The following is a 26,555-nucleotide window of genomic DNA, read 5'->3' on the forward strand; positions in this document are numbered from 1 at the left end:
ACAACATCGCCGCTGTCGGGACAATCGAATTGTTGTCATAATAGCCATGATAAAAACGCATAGCTGAGGGAAAACCATGTCACGCCGTTCGTTCCCGCTGAATGCCGTCGATGCCTTTTTAAAAACGGCGCGGCATTTAAACCTGACCCACGCGGCCAAAGAGCTGTGCCTGACGCAGGGCGCCGTTAGCCGCAAAATCGCCGCGCTCGAGGCGTGGTTCGGCTTTCCGCTGTTTGAGCGCCACGCCCGCGGCCTACGCCTCTCCTCCCAGGGAAGCGCCCTTCTTCCGGAGCTGCAGTCCGCCTTTGAACATCTGCTGACCGTCGCCGAACAGGCGCGCGCGCAGCAAACCGTGATCCGGCTTAAGGCGCCGACCTGCGCCGTGCGCTGGCTGGTGCCGCGGCTACTGAAGGTGGAGCGGGAACAGCCGGATTTGCAAATTGCGTTGACCACCACGACCGATCATCACGTCAATTTCAAAACGGAGTCCTACGACGCGGCCATCGTTTTTGGCACCCACATGAGCGCGGGCGATCTGCTGTTTGAAGAGGCGTTAACCCCGGTGATAAGCCCGCTGCGCGCGGGCGTACCGCTGGGTTCCATGACGCTGCTGCACCCCACGCGGGATAAAACCGACTGGTCGCTCTGGCTGGCAAACCAGCCTCAGCCGGCGCTTGCCATGCATAAAAATCAACACTTCGACACCATGGACCTCGCCATCACCGCCGCGATCCAGGGGCTGGGCGTCGCCATTGCGGACGAGACTCTGGTGGAAGAAGACGTCCGCGCCGGACGGCTGGCGCGGCCTTATGCGCAAAGCATTCAGACCGGGGCGAGCTACCGGCTGGTCTACCGCGCCGCGCCGGACGACGAAAACGGGCTGTCGGCGTTTCGCGACTGCCTGCTTAATCGAGGCTGACGTGGTGCTTCATCACCCGCTTGAACAGGCTCATGCGGGCGCGCATAAAGCGGTTTTCCAGCCTGAAACCTGCATGTTTATTCACGCCGATTCGTAGCAGCACGTCTCGGCCCTTGCGGCAGGCGGGCCAGCGTGTCGGCCCCGGCAGGCTGTCGCGAGCGCCCGCATCGCGCGCAAAACTCACCCAGTAGTCCGCCACCTGGGCGGCAAACGTCAGATCGCGCTCGTTAACGTACTGCCGGGAAGGTTCCACCTCGCCCAGCGTGTCGAACACGTAGGGCACCTCGTTGCCGTGCCAGGCGCCGTTGACGTAGGTGGCGTGCTCCGCTTCGGCGACATAGTCAAACCAGTAGCGCCAGCAAAGCCCGCCCGCGCGCTGCTGCGCCTGCATCACCACGTATCCGAGCGTGGTGAAGGCCATATCGCGGCAGACCTGCCTGCCCAGCTCCTCGTCGCCCTTCACGCCGGGATAGAGCAGCTTGATTAGCCCCAGGCCAAACCGCCTTTCGCGGCGCAGCTTCTGAATTTGCCCGGCGAGATCGACCCCGAACACCGCCATCACGCTGGCTTCGTCGCTGTTCGATCCGACCATCATCGGCACGGGATGCTGGCGGGCGGCGAAAAACACGTCAAGCATCGCCTCCGGCAGCACGCAATCGCCGACGATCGGCGCGGGCGCAATGTTGAGCGGTGACGTCAGCGGCCAGAAGGCCTCGGGAGGCAGCGCGCGCAGCTGCTCGGCGGTGGCGTTTTCCAGCCCAAAATGGGCGGCGATCGCCTCTCCTTTTTGCAGCGCTGCGCTGCGCGGGGTATCGGGTAAGGTATAGCCGCTCTGAATAATCGCCTTGTGGAATAAGCCTTTTGCCAGCGGCGAGGCCAGCAGCGACAGCACGCTGCGCGCGCCCGCCGATTCGCCAAAGAGCGTGATGCTATTCGGGTCGCCGCCGAAGGCCGAAATATTGTCCCGCACCCAGTTCAGCGCGGCGATTTGGTCGAGTAGCGCAAAGTTATGCACCACGCGGTCTTCTTCTCCTTCCAGCGCCGGATGGGCGAAAAAGCCGAGATGGCCAAGACGATAGTTGAGGGTGACAACCACCACGCCGCGCTGCGCCAGCGCCCGGCCGTTGTACGGCGGCAGCCCGCCCGCGCCGAGCGTAAAGCCCCCGCCGTGAAGCCAGACCATCACCGGAAGCGGAGCCGGGCGGTTCGCTGGCGACCAGACGTTGAGGTACAGGCAATCCTCGGAGAACTGCCCCGGATCGCCGCCGCCGAGATCTTCACAGTAGTCACGGCTTTGCCAGCTCGACGGTGAGAACGCCGTGGCCTGCCGCACGCCTTCCCAGGCCTCCGGCGGACGCGGCGATCGCCAGCGCCACTCGCCCACGGGCGGCGCAGCATAAGGTATGCCGCACCAGGCGTGGACATTTTTATCGGTAAAACCAATCAGTGCGCCCTGGCGCGTTTCAACCACAGGGGCGGAGGGATTCTGCATAACGACCTTCTTTTTCCATCACACCCCAGCAGAGTAACGGTTTCAGAGCAAACCGCAACGCTGTTTACTGCGCGCTTCCGCCTCCTGATAGAGCGTAAATTCGTCCAGCACCGGGCTACCGAGCGCCGCTTCGAACGCGTCACGGCTGGCGTTGCCGTGGCTGCGCGCCTGGGTTTCGTTGCCCAGGTTGGACTGGAAAATCCCCGCCGCGCTGACGGGCAGAAAGTCCTCGTAGGTGATCGGCTGGGCGATAACCCACCCGCGCTCGATGAGCGGCTGCGGATCGTCGCCCGCGCGAAACGCATGGCGGTGCGCTTCACCCGCAGGCGTCAGGCGGTAGCGAAAATAGGCCAGCCCCTGACGACGCAGAAACATTTCGCTGTCCGGGAAGGCGCTAAATACCTCGCGCAGATGAAGCTGGTGCGTAAGGTTATCTTTGCCCGTTCCCGCCTGCCCCAGCAGGCTGTCGTACAGCGCGCGCCCTTTCGGCGTGAGCGCCACCCCGCGCTGCTCAATTTCACCGAAGCGCGCGGTATGCGTTCCCTTATGCTCGCCCGCAAAAAGCACCGGCTCCTCCAGCGCCTTGAAGCTGGTCTGGCGCAGCAGGATCGGCACCTCGCGGCGCGGCGGCCCTTCAATCAGGATCTTGGGTTCGATGCCGTATTTCGGCATCAGCTCCTGCACCCGGTCAATGTCCAGCGTGCGCGGCGTCAGGTGGTTAATGTGGCAGCCCGGGAAGCACACCACGTCGGCGATCAGGCGATGCTCGTTGCTTAGCGCCAGATAGGTTTCCTGGTCCACGGTCGCGTGCCGGTGCCAGCGGAAGGTTTCCAGCGCCTCCTTAACAAATTCGCGCGCCTGCGCCTCGGTAAACGCCCCCGCCGCGTCATGCAGGTCGAGAAGCTCAAGGCAGCGCGGGGTAAAAATATGTCGACGGGACAGGATCGCCGCCGCCCGCTCGCGCAGCGCGGCGTTTTCAATCAGCTCAAGGCGCAGCAGCGAAGTGAAGATGCGAAACGGATTACGGCAGAGCGCCGCATCGTCGACGGGACGAAACGCCGTGGAGTGAACGGGAACGCCCGCCTGCGAGAGATCGTAATAGCTGACCGGGTACATGCCCATGATGGCAAACATCCGGCGCAGCGTGGAGAGCTCCAGCGCGGTTCCCACGCGGATCGCTCCGTGCCGCTCCACGTTGAGGCGCGCCAGCTCGTCGGCGTTCGCCAGCTGTTCATGTAAAAGCGGATTATTTTCCAGAATCGCCAGGTTTACGTCGGCCACCAGCTCCAATAGGGTGCCGTACTGCGGAACTTCCTGCTGGTACATCGCCGACATAGCCTGCGAAAAATGTTCCCGAATATCATCAGCCGTGATGGTGTTCGCCATGATGTCATGCCTCCAGTGAATACTACCTGGAGTGTAGAGAACGTCGTTCCTTCCGGCGGGAAGAATTTACAAATTGTGATCTTAGGACAAAAGTGGTCAAGCCCTGTACGGGTTGTGCAGTCTGGCTCTTTACTTTTACGGGTTCGCTTTACTCGCCCCCAACTAAATTTATTTATGATGCTTTTAATCAGAATAATCTGTCTTATTAAAAATTGTTGCAAAATCATTATTTCCAAAAACAAGATAAAGAAGACCAACTTAACGAGTTTTTGTCAGAAAAAATATTCGCCACAGCGAAACGCCACTGAGGAAAATAATTAAATAACGAAGCGCGGGTTTGCAGTCGTCATTTGACTGATAGCCATATCCAACTACAGTTATAAATCGAACGGCGACGGATACGATTTATTTTCGTATCTTACTGACATAACCAATATATGAGGTTTTATATGGCAGAGCATCGTGGTGGTTCCGGTAATTTCGAGCAGGATCGTGAAAAAGCATCTGACGCCGGACGTAAAGGCGGTCAACACAGCGGCGGGAGTTTTAAAGACGATCCACAACGCGCATCTGAAGCAGGTAAAAAAGGCGGAGAGAATAGTCACGGCGGAGGCCGTAAGTCTGATAAATCCTGACCGTAACAACGTCTTAAGCATTTATTTCTAAAAGCAGACTGCGGGTCTAACGGTCCGCAGTCATCTCTTCTTATATCAGGGACTTAACTATGAATATGAAAACTCTTGAAGACGTATTTATTCATATTTTATCGGACACCTACAGCGCTGAGAAACAGCTTACGCGCGCATTAAGTAAACTTTCTCGCGCCGCATCAAGTGAAAAACTCAGCGCCGCGTTTACAGCCCACCTGGAAGAAACCCACGGTCAAATTGAACGTATTGACCAAATTGTAGAGCAGGAATCCGGCATTAAAATTAAACGTATGAAGTGCGTTGCAATGGAAGGCCTCATTGAAGAGGCGAATGAAGTGGTTGAAAGTACTGAAAAGAATGAAATTCGTGATGCCGCACTAATAGCCGCCGCGCAAAAAGTCGAACACTACGAAATCGCCAGCTACGGCACCCTTGCCACTCTGGCCGAACAGCTGGGCTATAAAAAAGCCGTCAAGCTTCTTGCTGAAACGCTTGAAGAGGAAAAAAACACCGACCTTAAACTCACCGTTCTTGCCGTAGGCAATATTAATCTAAAAGCGCAAAAGTAACGTTTTCATTCAGGTTTATTACATTTTTAATTATTCCCATGATAATTAAATGGTGCCATTTAACGGCGTAATAATTAAGCACATTTCTACAAACCCTTCCGTATTCCAGTACACGAAACTTCTGAGGAAATGACTATGAATCACGTAGAACACTATCACGACTGGCTACGCGATGCCCATGCGATGGAAAAGCAGGCCGAATCCATGCTTGAGTCGATGGTCAGCCGTATCGATAACTATCCCGACCTTCGCGCCCGCATCGAACAACACGTTAACGAAACGAAGCGCCAAATCACCCTGCTGGAAGAAATTCTCGATCGCAATGATATTTCGCGTTCAGTTTTAAAAGATTCCATGAGCAAAATGGCGGCGCTCGGCCAGTCCATCGGCGGCATGTTCCCCTCAGATGAAATCGTCAAAGGCTCTATTAGCGGATACGTTTTCGAGCAGTTCGAAATTGCCTGCTACACCTCCCTGCTGGCGGCCGCTGAAAAAGCGGGCGATACCGCGTCCATCCCCGCGATTGAAACCATCCTGGCGGAAGAGCGCGAAATGGCCGACTGGCTGATCCGCCATATTCCGCAGACGACGGAGCAGTTTCTGCTGCGTTCCGACGCGGACGGCGTTGAAGCGAAAAAATAGTCGTTCCCTTTTATGAGGCATGGCCCATGTTCGAACTCGACGCGTTTCATCTGGCCAGAATTCAGTTCGCCTTTACCGTCTCTTTCCACATTCTTTTTCCCGCGATCACCATCGGGCTCGCCAGCTATCTGGTGGTGCTCGAAGGCATGTGGCTGCGCACCAAAAACGACGTCTGGCGCTCGCTGTACCATTTCTGGCTCAAGATCTTCGCCGTTAACTTCGGCATGGGCGTGGTGTCCGGGCTGGTGATGGCCTACCAGTTTGGCACCAACTGGAGCGGCTTTTCCCAGTTCGCCGGGAGCATTACCGGCCCCCTGCTCACCTACGAAGTTCTCACCGCATTTTTCCTTGAAGCCGGTTTTTTGGGCGTAATGCTCTTTGGCTGGAATAAGGTTGGCCCCGGCCTTCACTTCTTCGCGACCTGCATGGTGGCGCTGGGGACGCTGATGTCCACCTTCTGGATACTGGCGTCGAACAGCTGGATGCACACCCCGCAGGGCTTCTCCATACATAACGGTCAGGTGATCCCCGAGGACTGGCTGGCGATCATTTTCAACCCTTCGTTCCCGTATCGTCTGATCCACATGTCCATCGCCGCGTTCCTCAGCAGCGCCCTGTTCGTCGGCGCGTCCGGGGCGTGGCACCTGCTGCGCGGTAACGATACGCCCGCTATCCGCAAGATGTTTTCCATGGCCATGTGGATGGCGCTGCTGGTCGCCCCTATCCAGGCGGTGGTCGGCGACATGCACGGCCTGAATACGCTTGAACACCAGCCTGCAAAAATCGCCGCCATCGAGGGGCACTGGGAGAACGCGCCCGGTGAAGCCACCCCGCTGCTGCTGTTCGGCCTGCCGGATATGGACGAGGAGCGCACCAAATACGGCCTGGAAATACCCGCGCTCGGCAGCCTTATCCTGACCCATAGCCTGGATAAACAGGTCCCGGCGCTAAAAGACTTTGCGAAAGAAGACCGCCCAAATTCGCCCATCGTTTTCTGGTCGTTCCGCATTATGGTCGGCATGGGGCTGCTGATGATTGCCCTCGGCGCGCTGAGCGTCTGGCTGCGCTATCGGCACCGGCTTTATCAGTCGCGCCCGTTCCACTGGTTTGCGCTCTGCATGGGGCCAGCCGGGCTGCTGGCGCTTCTGGCAGGCTGGGTCACCACCGAAGTGGGCCGTCAGCCGTGGGTGGTCTACGGCTATCTGCGCACCATCGACGCGGTGTCCCTGCACAGCACGCTGCAGATGAGCATCAGCCTGGTGGCCTTTATCGTGGTCTACTGCTCGGTGTTCGGCGTCGGCTACGTCTATCTCGTCCGCCTGATTAAAAAAGGGCCACAGCCCGTCGGGACGCTGACCTCAAAAACGGCGGGCACCCCGGCCCGTCCCCTCTCTGCCGCTGAGCCTGTTCCTGAAGAGGAGAGAAGCTGATGGGCGTTGATATCTCGGTTATCTGGTTTGCCATTATCGTCTTCGCCACGCTGATGTATATCATCATGGACGGCTTTGATTTAGGCATCGGCATGCTGTTCAGCTTCGTGGGAAATGCCAAAGATCGCGACGTGATGGTCAACAGCGTGGCCCCGGTCTGGGACGGCAACGAAACCTGGCTGGTGCTCGGCGGCGCGGGGCTGTTCGGCGCCTTTCCGCTGGCCTATGCGGTGATTGTCGACGCGCTAACCATCCCCCTTACCGCCATGCTGATCGGGCTCATTTTCCGCGGCGTGGCGTTCGAATTTCGCTTTAAGGCCACGCCGTCGCACCGCAAATTCTGGGATTATTCGTTTGCCGGCGGCTCGCTGCTCGCCACCTTTAGCCAGGGGATCGTGGTGGGCGCGATGATTAACGGCTTTGACGTGGAAGGACGGCGGTTTGTCGGCTCTGCGCTCGACTGGCTGACGCCGTTTAATCTCTTCTGCGGTCTGGGGCTGATTGTCGCCTATACCCTGCTGGCGACAACCTGGCTCATCATGAAAAGCGAAGGCGCACTGCAGGGCCGCATGCGCGAGTTGACCCGTCACGTGCTTCTGGCGCTAATAGGGGTCATTGCGGTGGTGAGCATCTGGACGCCGCTCGGCTGGCAGTATGTCGCAGAACGCTGGTTTACCCTGCCCAACTTCTTCTGGTTCGCGCCCGTTCCGCTGCTGGTGGCGGTGTTTAGCGTGTGGATCTGGCGGCTGACGCGCAATCCGCACAGCCATGCGCGGCCGTTTCTGCTGACGCTGGGGCTGATTTTCCTCGGCTTTAGCGGCCTGGGCATCAGCCTCTGGCCGCATATTATACCGCCGCGCATTACCCTCTGGGAGGCCGCGGCGCCGCCGGCAAGCCAGCTCTTTATGCTGGTCGGCACGCTGCTGATTATCCCGGTGATTCTGGTGTACACCGCCTGGAGCTACTACGTCTTTCGGGGCAAAGTCTCGGATACCGAAGGGTATCACTGAGGCGCAGCGCGGCGGGCAGAGAGGAATTCGATCAGCTGAGACAGCGAATAGCGCACGGCCTTTTCCACCACGTCCTGGCACTCGCCGGAGAAGAGCACGGTGCGGGTTTCAACCCTGCCCTCAATATCCCACCCGAAGCAGACGGTGCCCGCTGGGGTGCCGTCTTCTCCCCCCTCCGGCCCCGCATATCCGCTGGTGGCAATGCCGATGTCCGCCTGCGCGATGTTGCGCGCGCAGCTGGCCATTTCGCCGACCGTTTGTTCACTCACCGCCGTAAAACGCTCAAGCGTTTCACGCTGAACGCCAAGCAGTTTTTCCTTTGCCGAATCGCTGAATACCACCAGCCCCACGTCGTAAAATTCTGCCGTATTTCCCTCAGCACAGAGCGCAACGGCCAGCTTTCCGCCGGTGCAGGATTCTGCCGTAGTGACGCGCAGCCCCAGGTCCGTCAGCTTGCTCGCCAGCTTTTTGGTTAGCTCCCCCGTCGTTTCGCCATTATCGTGGAGTAAATTACGCATTAGGATGCCTCCTGATTTTCATATGGAATGATTGAAATATGGCCGTTGCGCTCCAGAATGGCATATTTAATCTTGTGCAGGTCGGTTATTCCGTTATTCTGCCGGGCAGAAACCAGAATATCGTCACAGGAGACATCCACCTTTCTGAGCTTATCGGCGAGCGGCACGCCGTCTTCAACTAAAATAACCGGCGTACCGTCAAGGATATTTTCAACGGGCGCGAAATATTTTTTCATCAGGCCGAAAAGAATATCCGCCACGATTAATGTCGTTATCGTAATCATCGCGCCGGTCACCGAGAAATCTTGCCCCAGCAGCGCCTGCTGCGTTGCCTCGCTGATAATCAGCAGGAGGATCAGATCGAAGCTTGTCATTTGCAGCAGCGCGCGTCGTCCGGCCACTTTAAATACCACGACCAAAAAGAGATAGATTGCAAGGGCGCGAAAGACCATATCCATATTCTTCTCCTAGGGGTAGATAAACTGCCAGAAGCGAACGTCCGGCTCGTGGTTAAGGCGGATAACATTGTCCAGGCGGCCGGCCTGTGAAGGCGTTAAATAGAGCAGAACGGTGAATTTCTCGCTCGCCTTCAGGTCCTGATAGACGAAATAGAAGGTGTTACCCCGGCTGAACATGCGGTCGGGCTGCGGCCAAACGCTGCCCGGCTCATAGGCATCGCTCGCCTCGCTCGTCAGGCTGAGGACATATTCCCCAGCGGTCTTCACCGGAAATGACATTTGGACCGGAAACTCGGTTTCCCTGCGGCCAAATCGCTCGTAGCTGACGGTGAGCGATTGCGCCGAGTTTGTTTTTTGGCTATCGCTTATTATTCCTTTTGAAAACAATCCTGCAATCGCAGCGATAATAATAGCCATTAAGACAATAAAGCCCACCTGGCGGAACACATATTCAAACGACAATAAACCAGCACTTTCTTTTATCCCTGGCACCTTATCTTTTTTACGACTCATGGCTACCATCACCGTTTCGCTTATTCTTAGAACCCTCTGTTTTCTATAAGCAAATGCTTTTAGGACTTATCACATTTGCCACATAAAGAGATAGCAACAATACTTAATAAGTCAAGCCATCACAAAGGAAGGACATCAGATGAAATTACCAGTTATTTCAGCTTTATTGATATTTTTAATGCCGTGCGCCTGGGCCGATAATAACGCGGGATTACAAAAGGGTGATGCTCCGCCTCCTCCCCACGCTCTTGACGATGGATATCGCGGAACTGACGATGCCCGTATTATGACGATTAACCAGGCAAAAACCCTGCATGACGGCGCCACGATTTCGCTGCGCGGGAATCTTATTGATGGCAGCGGTGATAAATATGTCTTCCAGGATAAAACCGGGAAAATTGACGTGATTATTCCGAAGGCCGTATTTGACGATCGCACGGTGAAGCCAGACCAGATGATCAGCATCAACGGCTCGCTGGATAAAAAATCATCACCGCCCGTGGTTCGGGTCGACCGCCTGCAAAAATAGCTCAGCTTAACGTTCCGCTGCAGTTCTGAACCAAATGACTAAATTCCTCTCCTAACCTGTAAGGAGCCAGCAATGAGTGATAACTCTCAGCCTCGCCACGCTTTCCCCACGCCGCCCTTCCCTGAGCAACCGCAAACGCCGCCTGGCCTGGCGTCTGAAATGCAGCCTGTACCCGATCACGGCGAGACGCGCTATCAGGGGCACGGCCGACTTGCCGGGAAAAAGGCGCTGATTACGGGCGGGGATTCGGGCATTGGCCGTGCGGTGGCCATTGCGTATGCGCGTGAAGGCGCGGACGTGGCGATCAACTATCTTCCTGAAGAAGAACAGGATGCCGCCGAGGTTATAGCCCTGATTAAAGCCGAGGGCAAAAAGGCGATTGCCCTACCAGGCGACGTTTGCGACGAATCCTTCTGCGTAAACCTCGTAGAAGATGCCGTTCAGAAGCTGGGCGGCCTGGATATTTTGGTCAATAACGCTGGCCGCCAGCAGTACTGCGAGTCGCTGGAAGAGCTGACGACCGAAGATTTCGACGCCACCTTCAAAACCAACGTCTATGCGCCCTTCTGGATCACAAAGGCCGCGCTGCGCCACATGAAATCTCCGGCATCCATCATCAACACCTCCTCCGTGCAGGCGGTGAAACCCAGCCCGGTGCTGCTGGACTATGCACAGACGAAAGCCTGTCTTGCCGTCTTTACCAAAGCGCTCGCAAAACAGCTCGGCCCTAAGGGCATCCGCGTGAACGCAGTGGCCCCCGGCCCATACTGGACGGTGCTGCAGCCCAGCGGTGGGCAGCCTCAGGAAAAGGTTAAGCATTTTGGGGAAGACTCCCCCCTTGGCCGCCCCGGCCAGCCCGTTGAGATTGCGCCGCTGTACGTGACCCTGGCGTCGGATGAATGCTCGTTTACCTCCGGGCAGGTCTGGTGTTCAGACGGTGGCGACGGCGTGCTCTAAGCTTCTGACGCTCCCCCAGCGATACTGAACAGGGATGTTCAGCGCTGCGCCCCTCGCGAAAAAACGTTGTAACTCAAACAGATCAAATGTTAAAAATATTTTGCAACCAAGTTATCAAATTTAAACAACTTCACTTGCCACCTGCCTCGCTCTGTTTTTAACATCGCCTATGGAAAAAAATGGTCTGTTTAGTCAGCGCATACGCTTGCGCCATTTGCATACTTTTGTGGCCGTCGCTCAACAGGGAACGCTGGGGCGCGCGGCTGAAACTCTTAATCTGAGCCAGCCTGCGCTCTCCAAAACCCTCAACGAGCTGGAGCAGCTTACCGGCACCCGCCTGTTTGACCGCGGGCGCCTCGGCGCGCAGCTTACGCTCGTCGGCGAGCAGTTCCTGACCCACGCGGTGAAAGTGCTCGACGCGCTAAACACGGCGGGACAGGCGCTGAACCGCAAAGAGCCGCAGGCGAACGACATTGTTCGCATCGGCGCGCTGCCGACGGCGGCGCTGGGGATCCTTCCGGCGGTTATCGGCCAGTTCCACAAGCAGCAAAAAGAGACCACCCTGCAGGTCGCCACCATGAACAACACCATGCTGCTGGCGGGCCTGAAGTCTGGCGAGCTGGATCTGGGGATCGGGCGCATGTCCGACCCGGAGCTGATGACCGGCCTCAACTACGAGCTGCTGTTTCTCGAATCGCTCAAGCTGGTTGTACGCCCTAACCACCCGCTGCTTCACGACACAGTGACCCTGAGCCGCGTGATGGAGTGGCCGGTGGTGGTATCGCCAAAAGGCACCGTGCCGCGGGAAAATGCGGAGGCGCTATTGCAGCTTCAGGGCTGCACGCTGCCGTCCGGCTGCATCGAAACGCTGTCGGCCTCCCTTTCTCGCCAGCTCACCGTCGATTATGACTACGTCTGGTTCGTCCCGTCCGGCGCGGTAAAAGACGACCTGCGCCACGGCACGCTGACGGCGCTTCCCGTGGCTTCGCCCGGAGCCGGCGAACCGATCGGCATTCTCACGCGCGTGGATGCGCCGCTCTCGTCGGGCGCGCAGGCCCTGCTCAGCGCCATCCGCAAGTCCATGCCCGCCTGAATCCCCTCATTCTCCCCCTCCCCCCAACGGGGCGAGGGGTCTGTCTTATGCCCTAATCAATTAATGCGAAATCATCTATTAACAATTGCGCAAAACAATTTAACAGTTTTATGATACCCGCATTCACCATATGGTTCGCATTGATACCCATAAAGGTGAATTTAACGCAGTAATTCGGCATATAACACTACTTCTCTCGTCATGATTTATCCATTTGGTACACACCGCACGGACCGGAAAAGACGTGAGTTTAAGGAGACAGAAATGGCTAATGGCAGTGCGCCGCGCGGGGTCCCTCGGATCCTTCAGTGGCTCCTTGCCGGACTGATGGCAATCGTCGGTCTGGCAGTGGGTGGATTGGGGCTTAAGCTCGCCACCGTAGGCGGAAGCTGGTACTTCCTGATCGTCGGCATCGTGATGGTGGTCGCCGCCGTCCTGATTTTCATCAACCGCACCAGCGGGATTGTGCTTTACGCCGTGGCGTTTATCGCCTCGCTGTTCTGGGCGGTGAGCGACGCGGGCTGGGACTTCTGGCCGCTCTTCTCGCGCCTGTTCACCCTTGCGGTGATGGCGTTCCTGTGTGCCGTCGTCTGGCCTTACCTGCGCGCAGCGCAGCGCGGCACGCCGGTTGCTAAAGCTCCGGCGTTCGGGATCGCGGCCGTGCTGGCGGTCGCCATGCTGGCAAGCCTGGGCTGGATGTTTAAGCCGCAGACCCTGGTTGCGGCCAACGAAGCGGTTCCGGTTAAGCCCGTTGCCCCCGGCGAAGAGCAAAAGAACTGGGAGCACTGGGGCAACACCACCCACGGCGATCGCTTCGCCGCGCTCGACCAGATTAACAAGCAGAACGTGAATGACCTGAAGGTTGCCTGGGTTGCGCACACGGGCGACATTCCGCAGAGCAACGGCTCCGGCGCGGAAGATCAAAACACGCCGCTGCAGATCGGCGACACGCTTTTCGTGTGCACGCCATACAGCAAGGTGCTGGCGCTGGACGTGGATTCCGGCAAAGAGAAATGGCGTTACGATTCAAAAGCCACCGCGCCAAACTGGCAGCGCTGCCGCGGTCTGGGCTATTTTAAAGAGCATCAAAACGTGACAACGTCACAGAAAAATGCGCAGCCAGCGGCCTGCCCGCGCCGCCTGTTCCTGCCGACGACCGATGCGCGCCTGATTGCCATTAATGCCGACAACGGCAAAGTCTGCGAAGACTTTGGCGATCGCGGCATCGTCGACCTGAGCGTCGGGATGGGTGAAATCAAGCCTGGCTACTACCAGCAGACCTCAACGCCGCTGGTGGCGGGCAACGTGGTGGTGGTCGGCGGACGCGTGGCGGATAACTTCTCTACCGGCGAACCGCCGGGCGTGGTTCGCGCCTACGACGTTCACACCGGGAAGCTGGCATGGGCGTGGGATCCGGGCAACCCGAACCTGACCGGCCTGCCGCCGGAAGGGCAAACCTATACGCGCGGGACGCCAAACGTCTGGTCGGCCATGTCTTACGACGCGAAGCTGAACCTGATCTATCTCCCGACCGGTAACGCCACGCCTGACTTCTGGGCCGGTGAACGCACCGCGCTGGACGATAAATACAGCTCCTCCGTGGTGGCGGTCGATGCCACTACCGGCAAAGTGCGCTGGCACTTCCAGACGACGCACCACGACCTGTGGGACTTCGACCTGCCGTCCCAGCCGCTGCTGTACGATCTGCCAGACGGTAAAGGTGGCACTACGCCGGTGCTGGTTCAGACCAGCAAGCAGGGCATGATCTTCATGCTCAACCGCGAAACCGGCAAGCCCGTGGCGAAAGTGGAAGAGCGCCCCGTTCCCGCCGGTAACGTCGAAGGCGAGCGCTATTCCCCTACCCAGCCGTACTCCGTCGGCATGCCGATGATCGGCAACCAGACGCTGACCGAATCCGACATGTGGGGCGCGACGCCTGTCGATCTGCTGCTGTGCCGCATTCAGTTTAAAGAGATGCGCCATCAGGGCGTCTTCACTCCGCCGGGCGTCGACCGCTCGCTGCAGTTCCCGGGCTCTCTGGGCGGGATGAACTGGGGCAGCGTGTCGGTTGATCCGAACAACGGCCTGATGTTCGTGAACGACATGCGCCTGGGGCTGGCAAACTACATGGTGCCGCGCGCTAACGTGGCGAAAGACGCCAGCGGCATTGAGATGGGCATTGTGCCGATGGACGGAACGCCGTTCGGCGCCATGCGCGAGCGCTTCCTGTCGCCGCTGGGCATTCCGTGCCAGAAGCCGCCGTTTGGCACGATGTCGGCGGTTGACCTGAAGTCCGGCAAGCTGGTGTGGCAGGTTCCGGTCGGCACCGTTGAGGACACCGGCCCGCTGGGGATCCGCATGCACATGCCAATCCCAATCGGCATGCCAACCCTCGGCGCGTCGCTCTCGACGCAGTCCGGCCTGCTGTTCTTCGCGGGCACCCAGGACTTCTACCTGCGCGCGTTTGATACCGCGACCGGGAAAGAGATCTGGAAAAACCGCCTGCCGGTGGGCAGCCAGTCCGGCCCGATGACCTACGTTTCGCCGAAAACCGGCAAGCAGTACATCATCATCAACGCCGGCGGCGCGCGCCAGTCGCCGGATCGCGGTGATTACATCATCGCGTACGCGTTACCGGATAAGAAATAAAGCAAAAGGGACCGAAAGGTCCCTTTTTTTAGCCCGGTGGCGCTCCACCCTTTTTTGTAGGTCGGGTAAGCGAAGCGCCACCCGACACGCCCCTCACCTCAGAACGTCTCCCAGTTTTCCCCGGAAACCGCCGCCGCAGGGCGTAGCGGTGCATTCTGCTGCACCGGCCCAGATGCCGGGGCGCGGTTTGGCTTCGCGCCGCCTAAGCGAAACGCGCCCACCGCCTCCGTCAGGCGCGCGCCCTGTTCTTCCAGAGACGCCGCTGCCGCGGAAGCTTCTTCCACCAGCGAGGCGTTCTGCTGCGTCACTTTATCCATCTCGGAAATGGCCTGACTTACCTGCACAATGCCGCGGCTCTGCTCGTCGGAGGCCGCCGCGATCTCCAGCATGATATCGGTGACGCGCTTCACGGCGTCGACGATTTCGTTCATGGTGTTGCCTGCGGCAACGACTTCGCCCGAGCCCTGGTCGATCAGCGTGACGGACTCGTTAATCAGCCCCTCAATCTCCTTCGCCGCGTTGGCGCTGCGGCTGGCCAGCGTGCGCACCTCGCTTGCGACCACGGCGAATCCGCGCCCCTGTTCGCCCGCGCGCGCGGCCTCTACGGCGGCGTTCAGCGCCAGAATGTTGGTCTGGAACGCGATGCTGTTAATTACCGCGGTGATTTCAGAAATCTTCTTCGAGCTGCTGGAGATGTTGCCCATGGTTTTCACCACGCCGGAGACCATCTGGCCGCCGCGGCTCGCCTTGCCGGACGCATCTTCCGCCAGCTTGCTGGCATGGTGCGCGTTATCGGCGTTCTGCTTCACCGTCGCCGTCAGCTGCTCCATGCTCGCGGCGGTCTGCTCAATCGCCGCGGCCTGCTGCTCGGTGCGTGAAGAGAGGTCGGTGTTGCCCGCCGAGATCTCGCTGGTGCCGCGGTAAATCTCCTCGGCGCCCTGGCGCACGGTGCCCACGGTGTTCGCCAGCGAATGCTGCATGGTTTGCAGATCGCGCGTCAGGCGGCCAATTTCGCTGCGGCCTGCCGCATCGTCCGGCATCGTCAGGTCGCCTTTGGCGATGTTTTCGATGCGTTTTGCCGCGCGCTGCAGCGGATGGATCACCGTCCTGCGCAGCACGACGAAGGTCATCGCCGTCAGCAGCAGCGCCAGCACGAACGCCCCGACCATAAACCCTAGCCCAAGCTGCGTGCGCTTATGCGCCAGGGTAGTCAGCGCGCTGGCCCGGTCGGTGCGGATCTTAATCGCCTTCAGTAGCACGGCGTTGTAGGCATCGTCCAGCGGACGGGCGGATTCATTTTCGTGGTTGATGATGGCCTCAAACATGCCGTTTTTGGCAAACTTGAGCATCGGCTGCAGCCCGGCGATGTAGGCGTCGTAGCGCGCTTTCAGATCGGCATCCAGCGCTTCGTCCGCGGGGGTGCGCACGCTGCGGTTCATGTAGGCAGTAAAGCTATCCTGTGACTGCTTGATGCGGGTTTCCGCCTCGGCGATGTTTTGCTTCATCGCCTCCATTTCCGCGATGCGGCTCGCGGCTCCCGCGTGAATGAGGTTGATGCGCGCGGTGCGCAGATGGTTAGAGCTGTTCGACAGCCCCATGCGCACCTGAATTTCAGACGTGACGTCCTGCTGATCGGTGTCGGCCTGCAGCAGGAAATACCCCGCCAGGCCGGAGCTCAAGGCAAACAGTAGAATAATGCCACCGAGAATGGAGGAAAACAGCGGAACCAGCCGGATATGATGCAGGAAGCCCAGCGTGCGCTTCGCCTGCATCGTTGTTGTGTTGTCCATGACCGTCGACTCTCTTATAGGTAAGATGCGCAAAAACACGCCTGTAAAATAGTCATCGGCACGGCAGGAGATTAGCTTACGGCTAAAAGCGCAAGGCAGGTCACACTTTAGAGAAGATTATTCAGGAAACGCCAGCGGCAAAAACCGCTGGCAGAAGCGTTACTTATCGCCGAAGTGAATCACGGTGCGGATGGATTTGCCTTCGTGCATCAGATCGAACGCCTCGTTGATCTGATCCAGCGGCAGGCGGTGGGTGATAAACGGATCGAGCTGAATTTTGCCGACCATCGCCTCTTCCACCATGCCCGGCAGCTGGGTGCGCCCTTTTACGCCGCCGAACGCAGAGCCGCGCCATACGCGCCCGGTCACCAGCTGGAACGGACGGGTTTTGATCTCCTGGCCCGCGCCCGCCACGCCGATAATAATGCTTTCGCCCCAGCCCTTGTGGCAGCACTCCAGCGCGGAGCGCATCACGTTTACGTTGCCGATACACTCAAAGCTGAAGTCAACGCCGCCGTCGGTCAGTTCAACAATCACGTCCTGAACCGGCTTGTCGTAGTCTTTCGGGTTGATGAAGTCGGTCGCGCCCATTTCGCCCGCCAGGGTGAATTTCTCCGGGTTGGTGTCCACCGCGATGATGCGGCCCGCCTTCGCCTGCACCGCGCCCTGGATGACCGCCAGGCCGATCCCGCCGAGGCCAAACACCGCAACGGTATCGCCCTCTTTAACCTTCGCCGTGTTGTGTACCGCGCCGATGCCGGTCGTCACGCCGCAGCCCAGCAGGCAGACTTTGTCCAGCGGCGCCTGCGGGTTAACCTTCGCCAGCGAGATTTCCGCGCAGACGGTGTATTCGCTGAAGGTGCTGGTGCCCATATAGTGATAGATAGGCTCGCCGTTGTACGAGAAGCGGGTGGTACCGTCCGGCATCAGGCCTTTGCCCTGGGTGGCGCGAACCGCCTGGCAGAGGTTGGTTTTGCCGGATTTACAGAACTTACACTCGCCGCACTCGGCGGTGTACAGCGGGATGACGTGGTCGCCCGGCTTCAGGCTGGTCACGCCCTCGCCCACTTCCATCACGATGCCGCCGCCTTCGTGGCCGAGCACCGCCGGGAATACGCCTTCCGGATCGTCACCGGAAAGGGTGAACGCATCGGTATGGCATACGCCGGTGTGGGTAATTTTGATCAGCACTTCGCCCTTTTTCGGCGGCGCGACGTCGATTTCAACGATTTTTAACGGCTGGCCGGGGCCAAACGCAACGGCTGCGCGTGATTTCATAGTGACTTCCCTTATGTGATATCTGTGGATTTATTTTAGATAAGAGCGCAGCAAATGGCCGACTTCTGCCATGCGTACCGCCCGCTGATCCGGGGTTGTCTCCCCCGTCACCAGCTCGTCTTTGAGGTGAATTTCAACCATTTCGCCCATCAGGCCGTTGGCGGCCCCGCGAACGGCCGCGATTTGTTGCAGTATAGCCAGGCAGGGTTCGCCTGACTCCAGCGCGCGCTCAAGCGCATCAACCTGCCCGCGTATGCGGCGAACGCGGGTCAGAATACGTTTTTTATCTTCGGGTGAATGCGGCATACGCGCCTCCTAATACTGTAGGGGGGTATAGTAATTTTTTATACTCGGGGTGTAAACCCTGCTGGTTCAGAAGTGCTGACTGCCGAGGATGGTCAGGGCAAGACATTATTCAGAATGAATATCCTAACTAACTGATTTATGTCTATTTCATATAACACAAAAAGTAAAAATATATCTCTTCGGGAAGCGTTTAGTAGGTGGCGTTTTTATTTAAAAATGGAGTTTTAAAATGGCAATACCCGCATATTTATGGCTGAAGGACGACGGCGGTGCAGACATTAGAGGCGCAGTAGATGTAAAGGATCGTGAAGGAAGTATCGAAGTTCTGGGATTTGGACATGGTCTGCATCTCCCTACTGACAATAATACCGGGAAAATTACGGGTACGCGCATCCACAGCGCCCTGGTATTTGAAAAGGAGTTTGATAGCGCGAGCCCCTATCTCTATAAAGCTGTCGCAACGGGCCAAACGCTCAGTTCCGCTGAGTTTAAGTGGTACAAAATTAACGACGCGGGTCAGGAGGTGGAATACTTCAATATGCTGCTTGAGAACGTCAAAGTTGTCTCGATTTGTCCATTAATGCATGACGTAAAAAACCCGGCAACGGAGAAGCATAATCATCTTGAAAGCATAGCTTTACGCTACGAAAGGATTACCTGGAAACATTGCGACGGAAATATTATTTTTTCTGACGACTGGAAGGAAAGATGATCCGTTGTACATTTCATTTAAATGGAAGCCAGCTCTCCACGCTTAGCTGTCCGGGCATCGGTTTTTTTCCGGCATATTCAGGCAATGCGGGGGAGACCAGAAACAATCCGGAAGCTGTCTCCGTTGCTGAGGTTGGCCCCTTGCCTCCTGGACTCTATTACATCGTTACTCGCCCCAGGGGAGGCTTAAAATCACGTTGGCACGATATGATTAAAGAACTTGAAAGCGGGTCAAACCGAGATTTCTGGTTCGCACTTTACCGTGACGACAAGGAAATTGATGACAGAACCTTCATCAATAAAGTGGAAAGAGGTTCTTTCCGCTTGCATCCTGCCGGGCAGTCTGGGATAAGCAACGGCTGTATTACATTGCCAATCCATTCACATTACAGAATATTGATGCACGCGCTTTTAGCCTCAGGGGCTTTTAAGCTAACGGGTGAATTGAATGCATTAGGGACGATACAGGTTTATTAATGAACGCTAAAAAGCACGCAATGATTTGGATGGGCGAGACGCTTATGCTTTTCGCCGTGTATTCTGCACTGTGTTATTTCTTACCTGATGTTTTATTTTATCAGTTATATACACGTCATTTTGGTTTCGTCACTGAGTTAGAATGGAGTGAAAACTACACATCGTTACTGTTTGTCCTCTCGTTTATCCTTAATGCAGTAATAATTTATATCGTAGCCCGTAGACGTTAAGGACGTTCTCGGGCGACAAACAGGTCGCCCGAGAGGTTTATTGTTCCTTTATCCCTTCTTACTTGTGCAGCGCCCACAAAGAGACATATCCGAAAAACCGCCCTTTTCCTCCCGTCGGGCCCCGAACCTTCAAATGCAGGCTATCCTTAACATGTCTACAAAAGGAGGAAGTTATGACTGATTTCGACGCTGATAAAAATGCGGAATACGCTGGCGATAAGGCCAAAAACAAGCTCGATGAGCTTGCAGGATCCGCTCAGCAGCAGTTTGGTGATTTTGTTGATTCACCGAAACATCAGGTTAAAGGCGCAGCGCGTAAATACGCGGCGCAGGCCAGCGATGCGGTTTCGGACGTTACTGAAGCCGTAAGAAACAATCCGCTTTCCGGCTTGATTGCCGCCGGTGCGGTTGGCGTTGTTCTCGGCCTGCTGTTGGGCCGCAAGTAGCCGCAGGCCCTTCGGGGCCTGTTTCACCTCTCCCGTTCGAATCCTCTCCACCCACTACACTCATCCAGACGCCCCCCTTCTGAACCTCATCCTCACCGTGTCGCATCGCGTCCTGACGGCGTTTTTTTGCTTATACAAAAATAGTTGTACAGTTTTTATGTACAGATTTGGATTAATGGTATAGATTCTAACTCATCGGTGTTACACAAATGTTTAAAAACGGTGGTCAAACAATGCGTCGCAATCACAACCCAACGGCAGCGGAAAACGCTATCACGTTGTATTTCAATAAAAACAACATGCCTGGACAACAGGAGACCCTTGGTCTGATTGTTAGCGAGATCATCAAAGAGAACATTCCCCTGAGCCGGATGACAATCTGTACAAAGCTGTTGCGTCGCATTGAAGAATCATCCTACGATGATGAGAAGGCACACTATAACGGCCTCATCGCTCTTTTCTTCGCGCGGTAAGCGAATCTGATTTTTTGCTTACTGAGTTGGTTTCGCTGAGCGGAAGAAATATTCTTATCTTGGCGCAACCAACAACATGCTGCAGCCCGTCATGCTGAAGCAGAGTGAGATTAAAGCTATGCATAGAACTAAATTCGAACGACTGAAAGATGATTTGATTGGTGAAGCGGTCCTGTCCATTTTGAAAGAAAACGGTCCGATCACCTTTTCCTCCCTGGCAGCACGCCTTTTGCTGATGGCCAGAGCGGAATCAAATCCAGAAAGAAAAGATGCATTGATTGCGGCAGAGAATGAGGTACGTGAGCGAATTACGGGCGTGTCGCAGGATCGGGGACGCATTATTGGCGACTATGACGTCTCCAGGGTGCGCTCGATTTTACATCATGAACCGCTTCATTCACCCAATAAAAAGCATTGAACTCCAACTAACACGGTGCGCCAATATGGACAAAGTCAGTACACAGCAGAATTACATTTTTGAAGCGCTGCATGATAAAGGTCTGGCAGAATTTTTCCTGAACGCGGGGAAAAATCTTAGCGACGAGGCGGAAGTGCTGGGTTCAGCCATACGCTGCATCATGCTGTGCGGGGACAACCTCTCCAACAAAGAGATCATCTTACAGCTGATCCACGCGCTGGAAATTACGCCAGAGCCTGAAGCCTGTGACATTATCCGCAATACGCTGGAAATTGTCGTGGGCTTCACCCGAGACGATATTTAAGCGCCCACCGCTATCCTGCCTCACTACGCACGCCCAAGGGGGACAACGCTCCCCCCTTCTTCTCTTGTAAAACCCCTTATAACGACCTAACGCGATTGACGGCCGCGCCGTTCTGCTGGCAGAAAGCCGCATATCTTTTTTCTTTTTTTGCTGTATTATGCCAACTATTGCGACATTTTGCAGGATTACGCGCCCATGCACAAAACGGCCAGACAACAGTGTGTGCTTGATATTCTGACCGAACGGGGTCAGGCCAGCATCGCTGAGCTCGCAGAAAAGCTGCAGGTTTCAGCTGATACCATCCGCCGCGATTTAACCGCTCTTGAAAAAGAGGGCCTCGCGCAAAAGAACCACGGCGGCGCTATCGCGCTCGATATTTCCGTCATGAATCGTCAAAGCCGCAGCGCCCTGCTGCCGCAGACGAAACAGCTGCTGGGAAAACGGGTTGCGCAGAGCGTTCCCGCCGGATCGACGCTGTTTCTCGATGCCGGCAGCACGGTGCTGGCGGTTGCCAGCCACCTGAAAGGGCCGCTGACGGTGATAACCACTTCGCTGGATATCGCGCAGCTTTTCAGCGACCGGGATGACGTCGAGCTGATCCTGCTCGGCGGCAGGTGGGACCCAAAGCAGCGCCTGTTTGCCGGGAGCGCCACGCTTTCGCTTCTGTCGCGCTATCGGGCGGATATTGCCATTCTCGGCGCGTGCGCCATTCATGCCGAGCTGGGCCTGAGCGCCGGTCAGGAGGCCGATGCGGAGGTCAAGCGAGCCATGCTGGCCGCAAGCCATGAGCGCTGGATCGTCGCCGACCACCTAAAGCTAAACCGCTGCGAACCGCATCTCGTTTCCGGGCTCGCGGATATTCATCAATTGTTTTTAGATCGCCCCTGGGCCGAGCTTGGGGACAACTGCGCATTGCAAGTCACGATTGCAGACGCCTCATAACGTGGAGAAGGTCATGAATAAAGAGAAGACGATAAACGTTGCGCTGATCGGGTATGGATTTGTGGGCAAGACCTTCCATGCTCCGCTGATCCAGTCCGTTGACGGGCTTAAGCTGGCGGTGGTTTCTTCCCGTGATGAAGAAAAGGTCAAGCGCGACGTGCCGAACGCGATTGTTGTCGCAACCCCTGAAGAGGCCATTCAGCACCCGGACGTCGACCTGGTGGTGATTGCCTCCCCGAACGCCACCCATGCGCCGCTGGCAACGCTTGCCCTCAACGCAGGCAAGCACGTGGTGGTGGACAAACCCTTTACCCTCGACATGCAGGAAGCGCGCGATCTGATCGCCCTGGCAGACGAGAAGCAGCTTCTGCTGTCGGTCTTCCATAACCGCCGCTGGGACAGCGATTTCCTCGGCATTAAGCAGACGATCGAACAAGGCACGCTTGGCAAGGTTAAGCATTTTGAGTCGCATATTGACCGCTTCCGCCCGGAAGTACGCGTGCGCTGGAGAGAGCAAAACGTGCCGGGGAGCGGGCTGTGGTTCGATCTCGGGCCGCACATGATTGACCAAACGCTGCAGCTTTTTGGCCTGCCGCAGTCCGTACAGGGCAATATCGCCACGCTGCGCGACGGTGCGGAAATCAACGACTGGGCGCACGTGGTGCTGAATTATCCGGCGCACAAGGTGGTTCTTCACTGCAGCATGCTGGTCGCCGGCGGCGTTTCCCGCTTTACCGTTCACGGAGACAAGGCCAGCGTGGTGAAGGCGCGCATCGACCAGCAGGAAGCGCAGCTGCTGGCGGGCGTTGCCCCGGGGAGCGAAAGCTGGGGGAAAGACGATGACGATATGGTGCTGTTTAACGCTCAGGGTGAAGCCAGCACCCTCTCCACGCCTAAAGGCGATCAGCGCCAGTACTACGTTAACGTGCGCGATGCGCTGCGCGGGAAAATTGAAAACCCGGTGCATCCGGTCGAGGCGCTGGCGGTGATGGCGGTTCTGGAAGCGGCGGTAACCTCTTCCGAAACCGGCTCAACCCAGGCGCTGGAACTGACGGCAGCAGAGCGCGCAATGCTGCAATAAAGGCCAAAAAAATGCCCTGCGGGTTCGCAGGGCACGTTTTTTAGTGGCGCTTTTTCGGCATCATGCGCAGCAGGGTGTTGTCTTTCCAGTAGTAGTGATGCATCAGCGCGGCAAAAGCGTGCAGGCCAATCACAAAATACCCCAGATTCGCCAGCGTGACGTGCCACGCCTTAAGCGTGTCCACCAGGTCAAAGTTCCCTTCCGCCGCATGCGGCATCGTCAGCCCAAAGGCAAACCAGTCGTTGCCGCGGTTGTACATCATCACCAGGCCAATCAGCGGCAGCGCGATAAACAGCAGATAAATGGCCAGGTGGCCCAGGTGCGACAGGCCCGTAATCATCGCTTTTGGCTTCGGCTGGATGGGCGGCGCGGGGAATTTAAGGCGAATCAGCAGGCGCGCAACCATCAGCACCAGAATAGAAATGCCGCAGGAGACGTGGATCATGTTGATCAGTGGCCGATCGGTTCGCGGGAAAAAGCCCCTGAACTCCATGGCGCAATAGGCCACGATGACTAACAAAAATACCAGCCAGTGGATGCTAATTTGCAGACCTGTATATTTCGTGCGCATGTTTTTTTCCTGAGTAATGACGTTACCAGCGCCAACATAACGGCCTTTTCTTAAAATTTCATTAACTGTTTTGATGGAACGCTCGGGAATATAAAAAACGACCGTCGAATCTGCGCCGCGGCGACAGGATGTGGGTATTGAGGGTAATCGACCGTCTGCGCAAGATGGGGTCGATAAATGTCAAAAAGTAGCCTGACCTCGCGGATAATTCCAACTTTCCGCCGTCCAATGGCGACGAGGCCAGTGGCGCGGATAATATAAGCTCATTCTTAATTAACTTTAGCTGTCCGTGCTAAAATGGGCTCTATCCGGTTTAACTGGTTCAAAACCATACGCCATGGCGCAATAATAGCCAGTCGAGCTCCGACACGCTAAATTCACATGATATATAGCGCTGCAGATTGGTCACTGAACTCAACCCCAATCGTTGCACCGCAGAATATAAGGTGGAATCGACGGTCTTCGTGGATACCTTAAGCATTCTGGCGATAGAGGCATTAGACTTATAGCGTCGCATAACGCACGCCCTTAGCTGCGACTTGGTTAAATCCTTCAGCGTTCGGCAGGCCCTAACGTGTTCGGATAACGCGGTTAACCCGACTCCCTGCTTATTGGATAAGCGAGTTAAAACGTCATGCAGCGAACAACGACTGTTCATTACGTCAAACTTTGCTAATAGCTCTGAATAGATCCCTTTATTGCCAATGAAATAAAACTCCGTGCTGCTGGGTAATTCATGCTTTTCAAGTTCCAGCATTAAATTCTGCAGGCATGAGCACCCTTCCAGGTCAATCAGGCAGATTTCTCGCGTTGTAAAAGAGGTTTCAAGCATGCAGCTTAATGCAACGCGTAAAAATGCGTTATGCGTAATAATAAGAGACATCGTTTTACACCATCGTGTTTAAATTTATTAGTGTGGCGTCGGGTGCCTCCCGATGACGATATCCAGTTAACCTATCGCCGGAAATGATATTGGGACTTTTGAGAGAAACTTAACTGTTCCGCGTGCGCTTAGCCGCATTCACCACGAAATAAATTTAACCCAACCCGGTGCATTAATCTAAAACTTTACGTGTACTTTTTAAGACATATTTACCTTAACCGCTTCATTCGCGAGAAATCATTTCGAAATAACACGTCGCGTTGTTACACCAACATACTGATGTCATGTGGTTGTTCCCACGGTAACGCTGGAACATGTTCGCGCACCTTCTCCACATATCGAAGAGATTAGATGCGCCCGCTTACTTGCCCCACTCCCCGTCATGGTCTAAGCCTGGATAAGTTCACACTGTCGCACCAACACTTCACCAGGAGTATACGATGAGCAACATTGGCATTAACGGCTTTGGACGCATCGGGCGCCTTGTCCTACGCCGCCTTCTCGAAACTCAGGACAGCAATACCGTGGTCGCCATCAACGATCTGACCTCCCCTAAGGTATTGGCCTATCTGCTGAAGCATGACTCAAACTACGGCGGTTTTCCGTGGAACGTGGATTTCACCGAGGACGCGCTGATCGTCGACGGCAAAACGATTTCGGTGTACGCCGAAAAAGAGGCCAGGCATATCCCGTGGAAAGCGGCCGGCGTGGAGCTCGTCGTGGAATGCACCGGTTTTTATACCTCTGAAGAGAAATCGCGCGCGCATCTGGACGCTGGCGCCAAAAAGGTGCTGATCTCCGCCCCCGCGGGTGATATGAAAACCATTGTGTTCAACGTCAATGACGACACGCTCGACGGGAACGACACCATTATCTCCGTCGCCTCCTGCACCACCAACTGTCTGGCACCGCTGGCAAAAGCCCTTAACGACGCGTTCGGGATTAAGGTCGGCACCATGACCACTATCCACGCCTATACCGGTACGCAGGCGCTGGTGGACGGCCCGCGCGGCAAAGATCTGCGCGCCTCCCGCGCCGCTGCGGAAAATATCATTCCCCACACCACGGGGGCGGCAAAAGCGATTGGCCTCGTGATACCAGAACTGAGCGGCAAGCTGAAAGGCCACGCCCAGCGCGTGCCGGTTAAAACCGGTTCCGTGACCGAACTGGTGGCGATTCTGGGTAAAAAGGTGACGGTGGATGAGATCCACGCCGCGCTAAAACATGCGACCGACGGAAATGAATCCTTTGGCTATACAGATGAAGAGATTGTCTCATCCGACGTTATCGGTTCGCACTTTGGCTCGGTGTTTGACGCCACGCAAACGGAGGTGAGCGAAGCGGGCGATCTTCAGCTGGTCAAAGCCGTCGCGTGGTACGACAACGAATATGGCTTTGTTACCCAGCTGGTAAGAACGCTTGATAAGTACGCTGGACTGTAGGCGACGCCCCCTCGCCTGCGGGGGGCAATTCTGGCGATGATTGAAAGTCGGACATGAAGACTTACGATGACTTCTCGCCCATGCCTGAGTACGCAACGCTTCCCTTTTGTGCACATTATTTAATCTATACGAATATTAAAATTCCGCGTCCAGTATAAATTAACGTGCAAAAGCACTTATCACCACTGAGATGATAGGTTTTCGCGGATGAGGAAAAGGATTTGAGCCTCGTCAGCCTTTTTAAGAAAATATTTATAAAAACACCAGAAAACTTCTCGCAACCCATTGATTTATAGAATTATGAACCCACGTTCACATTACGCGCATTATTATTAACGCCCCCTCAAAAACATTCATTAAAATTATTATTTTCAGCATTAATATATAC

The 26,555-nt window shown here is 56.3% G+C and carries 29 protein-coding genes; 19 read left to right on the plus strand and 10 right to left on the minus strand.

Annotated elements, in window-relative coordinates; translation table 11 throughout:
- The first annotated feature begins 76 nt into the window (after positions 1-76).
- Positions 77-919, plus strand: coding sequence for a LysR family transcriptional regulator (locus AB8804_RS15120; protein WP_371187518.1), 843 nt, complete (start codon positions 77-79; stop codon positions 917-919).
- Here the strand turns inward: AB8804_RS15120 and AB8804_RS15125 are convergent.
- Entirely contained in the window at positions 906-2,411 is a 1,506-nt protein-coding gene (locus AB8804_RS15125) for a carboxylesterase/lipase family protein (protein ID WP_371187520.1), read from the minus strand. The genes AB8804_RS15120 and AB8804_RS15125 overlap by 14 nt on opposite strands.
- A 42-nt stretch (positions 2,412-2,453) precedes the next feature.
- Positions 2,454-3,797, minus strand: coding sequence for a VOC family protein (locus AB8804_RS15130; protein WP_371187522.1), 1,344 nt, complete (start codon positions 3,795-3,797; stop codon positions 2,454-2,456).
- A 449-nt stretch (positions 3,798-4,246) separates the two neighbouring features.
- Between AB8804_RS15130 and AB8804_RS15135 the strand changes: the two genes are divergently transcribed.
- The 5 genes from AB8804_RS15135 (at position 4,247) to cydB (ending at position 8,098) form a co-directional block, all read left to right on the plus strand.
- The gene (locus AB8804_RS15135) at positions 4,247-4,432 is read left to right on the plus strand and encodes a general stress protein (RefSeq protein ID WP_371187524.1); all 186 of its coding nucleotides are present in this window, start codon (positions 4,247-4,249) and stop codon (positions 4,430-4,432) included.
- 89 nt (positions 4,433-4,521) lie between these two features.
- A complete protein-coding gene (locus AB8804_RS15140) occupies positions 4,522-5,016 on the plus strand; it encodes a ferritin-like domain-containing protein (protein WP_371187526.1) in 495 nt (164 codons plus the stop codon).
- A gap of 135 nt (positions 5,017-5,151) precedes the next feature.
- Positions 5,152-5,658, plus strand: a complete 507-nt coding sequence (locus AB8804_RS15145) for a ferritin-like domain-containing protein (protein WP_371187528.1) — start codon at positions 5,152-5,154, stop codon at positions 5,656-5,658.
- 26 nt (positions 5,659-5,684) lie between these two features.
- Positions 5,685-7,088 (plus strand): cytochrome ubiquinol oxidase subunit I, encoded by a 1,404-nt coding sequence (locus tag AB8804_RS15150; RefSeq protein ID WP_371187530.1) that lies wholly within the window; start codon positions 5,685-5,687, stop codon positions 7,086-7,088.
- A complete protein-coding gene (gene cydB / locus AB8804_RS15155; RefSeq protein ID WP_371187532.1) occupies positions 7,088-8,098 on the plus strand; it encodes a cytochrome d ubiquinol oxidase subunit II in 1,011 nt (336 codons plus the stop codon). Before AB8804_RS15150 ends, cydB begins: the two co-directional genes overlap by 1 nt.
- Here the strand turns inward: cydB and AB8804_RS15160 are convergent.
- The 3 genes from AB8804_RS15160 to AB8804_RS15170 are packed head-to-tail and all read right to left on the minus strand — an operon-like array spanning position 8,092 to position 9,587.
- Positions 8,092-8,616, minus strand: coding sequence for a 2-oxo-tetronate isomerase (locus AB8804_RS15160; protein ID WP_371187534.1), 525 nt, complete (start codon positions 8,614-8,616; stop codon positions 8,092-8,094). The two genes, cydB and AB8804_RS15160, sit on opposite strands and share 7 nt — an antisense overlap.
- Positions 8,616-9,074 carry a DUF421 domain-containing protein gene (locus tag AB8804_RS15165; RefSeq protein WP_371187536.1) on the minus strand — a complete coding sequence of 153 codons (459 nt, stop codon included), beginning with the start codon at positions 9,072-9,074 and terminating at the stop codon, positions 8,616-8,618. Before AB8804_RS15165 ends, AB8804_RS15160 begins: the two co-directional genes overlap by 1 nt.
- 9 nt (positions 9,075-9,083) lie before the next feature.
- Positions 9,084-9,587 carry a hypothetical protein gene (locus AB8804_RS15170; RefSeq protein ID WP_371187538.1) on the minus strand — a complete coding sequence of 168 codons (504 nt, stop codon included), beginning with the start codon at positions 9,585-9,587 and terminating at the stop codon, positions 9,084-9,086.
- A 139-nt stretch (positions 9,588-9,726) separates the two neighbouring features.
- On the opposite strand from AB8804_RS15170, the gene AB8804_RS15175 reads away from it, so the two are divergent.
- The 4 genes from AB8804_RS15175 (at position 9,727) to AB8804_RS15190 (ending at position 14,815) form a co-directional block, all read left to right on the plus strand.
- Positions 9,727-10,116, plus strand: a complete 390-nt coding sequence (locus AB8804_RS15175) for a YdeI family stress tolerance OB fold protein (protein ID WP_371187540.1) — start codon at positions 9,727-9,729, stop codon at positions 10,114-10,116.
- Positions 10,117-10,188: 72 nt separating this feature from the next.
- Positions 10,189-11,073 carry an SDR family oxidoreductase gene (locus AB8804_RS15180; protein ID WP_371187542.1) on the plus strand — a complete coding sequence of 295 codons (885 nt, stop codon included), beginning with the start codon at positions 10,189-10,191 and terminating at the stop codon, positions 11,071-11,073.
- Between the two features lie 169 nt (positions 11,074-11,242).
- Complete coding sequence (locus AB8804_RS15185) at positions 11,243-12,166, plus strand: LysR substrate-binding domain-containing protein (protein WP_371187544.1); 924 nt, start codon at positions 11,243-11,245, stop codon at positions 12,164-12,166.
- Between the two features lie 264 nt (positions 12,167-12,430).
- Positions 12,431-14,815 (plus strand): membrane-bound PQQ-dependent dehydrogenase, glucose/quinate/shikimate family, encoded by a 2,385-nt coding sequence (locus AB8804_RS15190; RefSeq protein ID WP_371187546.1) that lies wholly within the window; start codon positions 12,431-12,433, stop codon positions 14,813-14,815.
- 98 nt (positions 14,816-14,913) lie between these two features.
- Here the strand turns inward: AB8804_RS15190 and AB8804_RS15195 are convergent, their stop codons facing one another.
- From AB8804_RS15195 to AB8804_RS15205, 3 genes are all read right to left on the minus strand, one after another.
- Complete coding sequence (locus AB8804_RS15195) at positions 14,914-16,605, minus strand: methyl-accepting chemotaxis protein (RefSeq protein WP_371187548.1); 1,692 nt, start codon at positions 16,603-16,605, stop codon at positions 14,914-14,916.
- A gap of 159 nt (positions 16,606-16,764) precedes the next feature.
- The gene (locus AB8804_RS15200) at positions 16,765-17,883 is read right to left on the minus strand and encodes an S-(hydroxymethyl)glutathione dehydrogenase/class III alcohol dehydrogenase (protein ID WP_371187550.1); all 1,119 of its coding nucleotides are present in this window, start codon (positions 17,881-17,883) and stop codon (positions 16,765-16,767) included.
- A gap of 30 nt (positions 17,884-17,913) precedes the next feature.
- On the minus strand, positions 17,914-18,189 hold the full coding sequence (locus AB8804_RS15205; protein ID WP_063451370.1) for a metal/formaldehyde-sensitive transcriptional repressor: 276 nt from the start codon (positions 18,187-18,189) through the stop codon (positions 17,914-17,916).
- 229 nt (positions 18,190-18,418) lie between these two features.
- Here AB8804_RS15205 and AB8804_RS15210 point away from each other — a divergent pair, with 229 nt between their 5' ends.
- The 8 genes from AB8804_RS15210 (at position 18,419) to AB8804_RS15245 (ending at position 23,271) form a co-directional block, all read left to right on the plus strand.
- Complete coding sequence (locus AB8804_RS15210; protein WP_371187553.1) at positions 18,419-18,901, plus strand: Hcp family type VI secretion system effector; 483 nt, start codon at positions 18,419-18,421, stop codon at positions 18,899-18,901.
- Positions 18,898-19,377, plus strand: a complete 480-nt coding sequence (locus AB8804_RS15215) for a DUF2778 domain-containing protein (RefSeq protein ID WP_371187555.1) — start codon at positions 18,898-18,900, stop codon at positions 19,375-19,377. Before AB8804_RS15210 ends, AB8804_RS15215 begins: the two co-directional genes overlap by 4 nt.
- Positions 19,378-19,780: 403 nt before the next feature.
- On the plus strand, positions 19,781-20,053 hold the full coding sequence (locus tag AB8804_RS15220) for a CsbD family protein (protein WP_112009952.1): 273 nt from the start codon (positions 19,781-19,783) through the stop codon (positions 20,051-20,053).
- Positions 20,054-20,262: 209 nt separating this feature from the next.
- Positions 20,263-20,526, plus strand: coding sequence for a regulatory protein YcgZ (gene ycgZ, locus AB8804_RS15225; RefSeq protein WP_371187558.1), 264 nt, complete (start codon positions 20,263-20,265; stop codon positions 20,524-20,526).
- Positions 20,527-20,617: 91 nt separating this feature from the next.
- Positions 20,618-20,944, plus strand: coding sequence for a hypothetical protein (locus tag AB8804_RS15230; RefSeq protein WP_371187560.1), 327 nt, complete (start codon positions 20,618-20,620; stop codon positions 20,942-20,944).
- Between the two features lie 25 nt (positions 20,945-20,969).
- Positions 20,970-21,248: a biofilm development regulator YmgB/AriR family protein gene (locus AB8804_RS15235; RefSeq protein WP_371187562.1), complete on the plus strand. Its 279-nt coding sequence runs from the start codon at positions 20,970-20,972 to the stop codon at positions 21,246-21,248.
- A 195-nt stretch (positions 21,249-21,443) separates the two neighbouring features.
- Positions 21,444-22,190 (plus strand): DeoR/GlpR family DNA-binding transcription regulator, encoded by a 747-nt coding sequence (locus AB8804_RS15240; RefSeq protein ID WP_371187564.1) that lies wholly within the window; start codon positions 21,444-21,446, stop codon positions 22,188-22,190.
- A 13-nt stretch (positions 22,191-22,203) separates the two neighbouring features.
- Positions 22,204-23,271, plus strand: a complete 1,068-nt coding sequence (locus AB8804_RS15245) for an oxidoreductase (protein ID WP_371187566.1) — start codon at positions 22,204-22,206, stop codon at positions 23,269-23,271.
- A 40-nt stretch (positions 23,272-23,311) separates the two neighbouring features.
- Here the strand turns inward: AB8804_RS15245 and cybB are convergent, their stop codons facing one another.
- Positions 23,312-23,842 carry a cytochrome b561 gene (cybB, locus tag AB8804_RS15250; protein ID WP_371187568.1) on the minus strand — a complete coding sequence of 177 codons (531 nt, stop codon included), beginning with the start codon at positions 23,840-23,842 and terminating at the stop codon, positions 23,312-23,314.
- Positions 23,843-24,164: 322 nt separating this feature from the next.
- Positions 24,165-24,725: a helix-turn-helix transcriptional regulator gene (locus AB8804_RS15255; protein WP_371187570.1), complete on the minus strand. Its 561-nt coding sequence runs from the start codon at positions 24,723-24,725 to the stop codon at positions 24,165-24,167.
- A 440-nt stretch (positions 24,726-25,165) separates the two neighbouring features.
- On the opposite strand from AB8804_RS15255, the gene gap reads away from it, so the two are divergent.
- On the plus strand, positions 25,166-26,167 hold the full coding sequence (gene gap / locus AB8804_RS15260; protein ID WP_371187572.1) for a type I glyceraldehyde-3-phosphate dehydrogenase: 1,002 nt from the start codon (positions 25,166-25,168) through the stop codon (positions 26,165-26,167).
- Positions 26,168-26,555 lie beyond the last annotated feature (388 nt).

This window comes from Enterobacter sp. KBR-315C3_2022 (assembly GCF_041399425.1).
In the GTDB taxonomy this organism is placed as follows: Bacteria; Pseudomonadota; Gammaproteobacteria; order Enterobacterales; family Enterobacteriaceae; genus Enterobacter.

Excerpts from the sequence above, each read along its gene's own strand:
- AB8804_RS15120 (WP_371187518.1), top strand. The coding sequence starts at position 77 with ATGTCACGCCGTTCGTTCCCGCTGAATGCCGTCGATGCCTTTTTAAAA.
- AB8804_RS15125 (WP_371187520.1), bottom strand. The coding sequence starts at position 2,411 with ATGCAGAATCCCTCCGCCCCTGTGGTTGAAACGCGCCAGGGCGCACTG.
- AB8804_RS15130 (WP_371187522.1), bottom strand. The coding sequence starts at position 3,797 with ATGGCGAACACCATCACGGCTGATGATATTCGGGAACATTTTTCGCAG.
- AB8804_RS15135 (WP_371187524.1), top strand. The coding sequence starts at position 4,247 with ATGGCAGAGCATCGTGGTGGTTCCGGTAATTTCGAGCAGGATCGTGAA.
- AB8804_RS15140 (WP_371187526.1), top strand. The coding sequence starts at position 4,522 with ATGAATATGAAAACTCTTGAAGACGTATTTATTCATATTTTATCGGAC.
- AB8804_RS15145 (WP_371187528.1), top strand. The coding sequence starts at position 5,152 with ATGAATCACGTAGAACACTATCACGACTGGCTACGCGATGCCCATGCG.
- AB8804_RS15150 (WP_371187530.1), top strand. The coding sequence starts at position 5,685 with ATGTTCGAACTCGACGCGTTTCATCTGGCCAGAATTCAGTTCGCCTTT.
- cydB (WP_371187532.1), top strand. The coding sequence starts at position 7,088 with ATGGGCGTTGATATCTCGGTTATCTGGTTTGCCATTATCGTCTTCGCC.
- AB8804_RS15160 (WP_371187534.1), bottom strand. The coding sequence starts at position 8,616 with ATGCGTAATTTACTCCACGATAATGGCGAAACGACGGGGGAGCTAACC.
- AB8804_RS15165 (WP_371187536.1), bottom strand. The coding sequence starts at position 9,074 with ATGGATATGGTCTTTCGCGCCCTTGCAATCTATCTCTTTTTGGTCGTG.
- AB8804_RS15170 (WP_371187538.1), bottom strand. The coding sequence starts at position 9,587 with ATGAGTCGTAAAAAAGATAAGGTGCCAGGGATAAAAGAAAGTGCTGGT.
- AB8804_RS15175 (WP_371187540.1), top strand. The coding sequence starts at position 9,727 with ATGAAATTACCAGTTATTTCAGCTTTATTGATATTTTTAATGCCGTGC.
- AB8804_RS15180 (WP_371187542.1), top strand. The coding sequence starts at position 10,189 with ATGAGTGATAACTCTCAGCCTCGCCACGCTTTCCCCACGCCGCCCTTC.
- AB8804_RS15185 (WP_371187544.1), top strand. The coding sequence starts at position 11,243 with ATGGAAAAAAATGGTCTGTTTAGTCAGCGCATACGCTTGCGCCATTTG.
- AB8804_RS15190 (WP_371187546.1), top strand. The coding sequence starts at position 12,431 with ATGGCTAATGGCAGTGCGCCGCGCGGGGTCCCTCGGATCCTTCAGTGG.
- AB8804_RS15195 (WP_371187548.1), bottom strand. The coding sequence starts at position 16,605 with ATGGACAACACAACAACGATGCAGGCGAAGCGCACGCTGGGCTTCCTG.
- AB8804_RS15200 (WP_371187550.1), bottom strand. The coding sequence starts at position 17,883 with ATGAAATCACGCGCAGCCGTTGCGTTTGGCCCCGGCCAGCCGTTAAAA.
- AB8804_RS15205 (WP_063451370.1), bottom strand. The coding sequence starts at position 18,189 with ATGCCGCATTCACCCGAAGATAAAAAACGTATTCTGACCCGCGTTCGC.
- AB8804_RS15210 (WP_371187553.1), top strand. The coding sequence starts at position 18,419 with ATGGCAATACCCGCATATTTATGGCTGAAGGACGACGGCGGTGCAGAC.
- AB8804_RS15215 (WP_371187555.1), top strand. The coding sequence starts at position 18,898 with ATGATCCGTTGTACATTTCATTTAAATGGAAGCCAGCTCTCCACGCTT.
- AB8804_RS15220 (WP_112009952.1), top strand. The coding sequence starts at position 19,781 with ATGACTGATTTCGACGCTGATAAAAATGCGGAATACGCTGGCGATAAG.
- ycgZ (WP_371187558.1), top strand. The coding sequence starts at position 20,263 with ATGTTTAAAAACGGTGGTCAAACAATGCGTCGCAATCACAACCCAACG.
- AB8804_RS15230 (WP_371187560.1), top strand. The coding sequence starts at position 20,618 with ATGCTGAAGCAGAGTGAGATTAAAGCTATGCATAGAACTAAATTCGAA.
- AB8804_RS15235 (WP_371187562.1), top strand. The coding sequence starts at position 20,970 with ATGGACAAAGTCAGTACACAGCAGAATTACATTTTTGAAGCGCTGCAT.
- AB8804_RS15240 (WP_371187564.1), top strand. The coding sequence starts at position 21,444 with ATGCACAAAACGGCCAGACAACAGTGTGTGCTTGATATTCTGACCGAA.
- AB8804_RS15245 (WP_371187566.1), top strand. The coding sequence starts at position 22,204 with ATGAATAAAGAGAAGACGATAAACGTTGCGCTGATCGGGTATGGATTT.
- cybB (WP_371187568.1), bottom strand. The coding sequence starts at position 23,842 with ATGCGCACGAAATATACAGGTCTGCAAATTAGCATCCACTGGCTGGTA.
- AB8804_RS15255 (WP_371187570.1), bottom strand. The coding sequence starts at position 24,725 with ATGTCTCTTATTATTACGCATAACGCATTTTTACGCGTTGCATTAAGC.
- gap (WP_371187572.1), top strand. The coding sequence starts at position 25,166 with ATGAGCAACATTGGCATTAACGGCTTTGGACGCATCGGGCGCCTTGTC.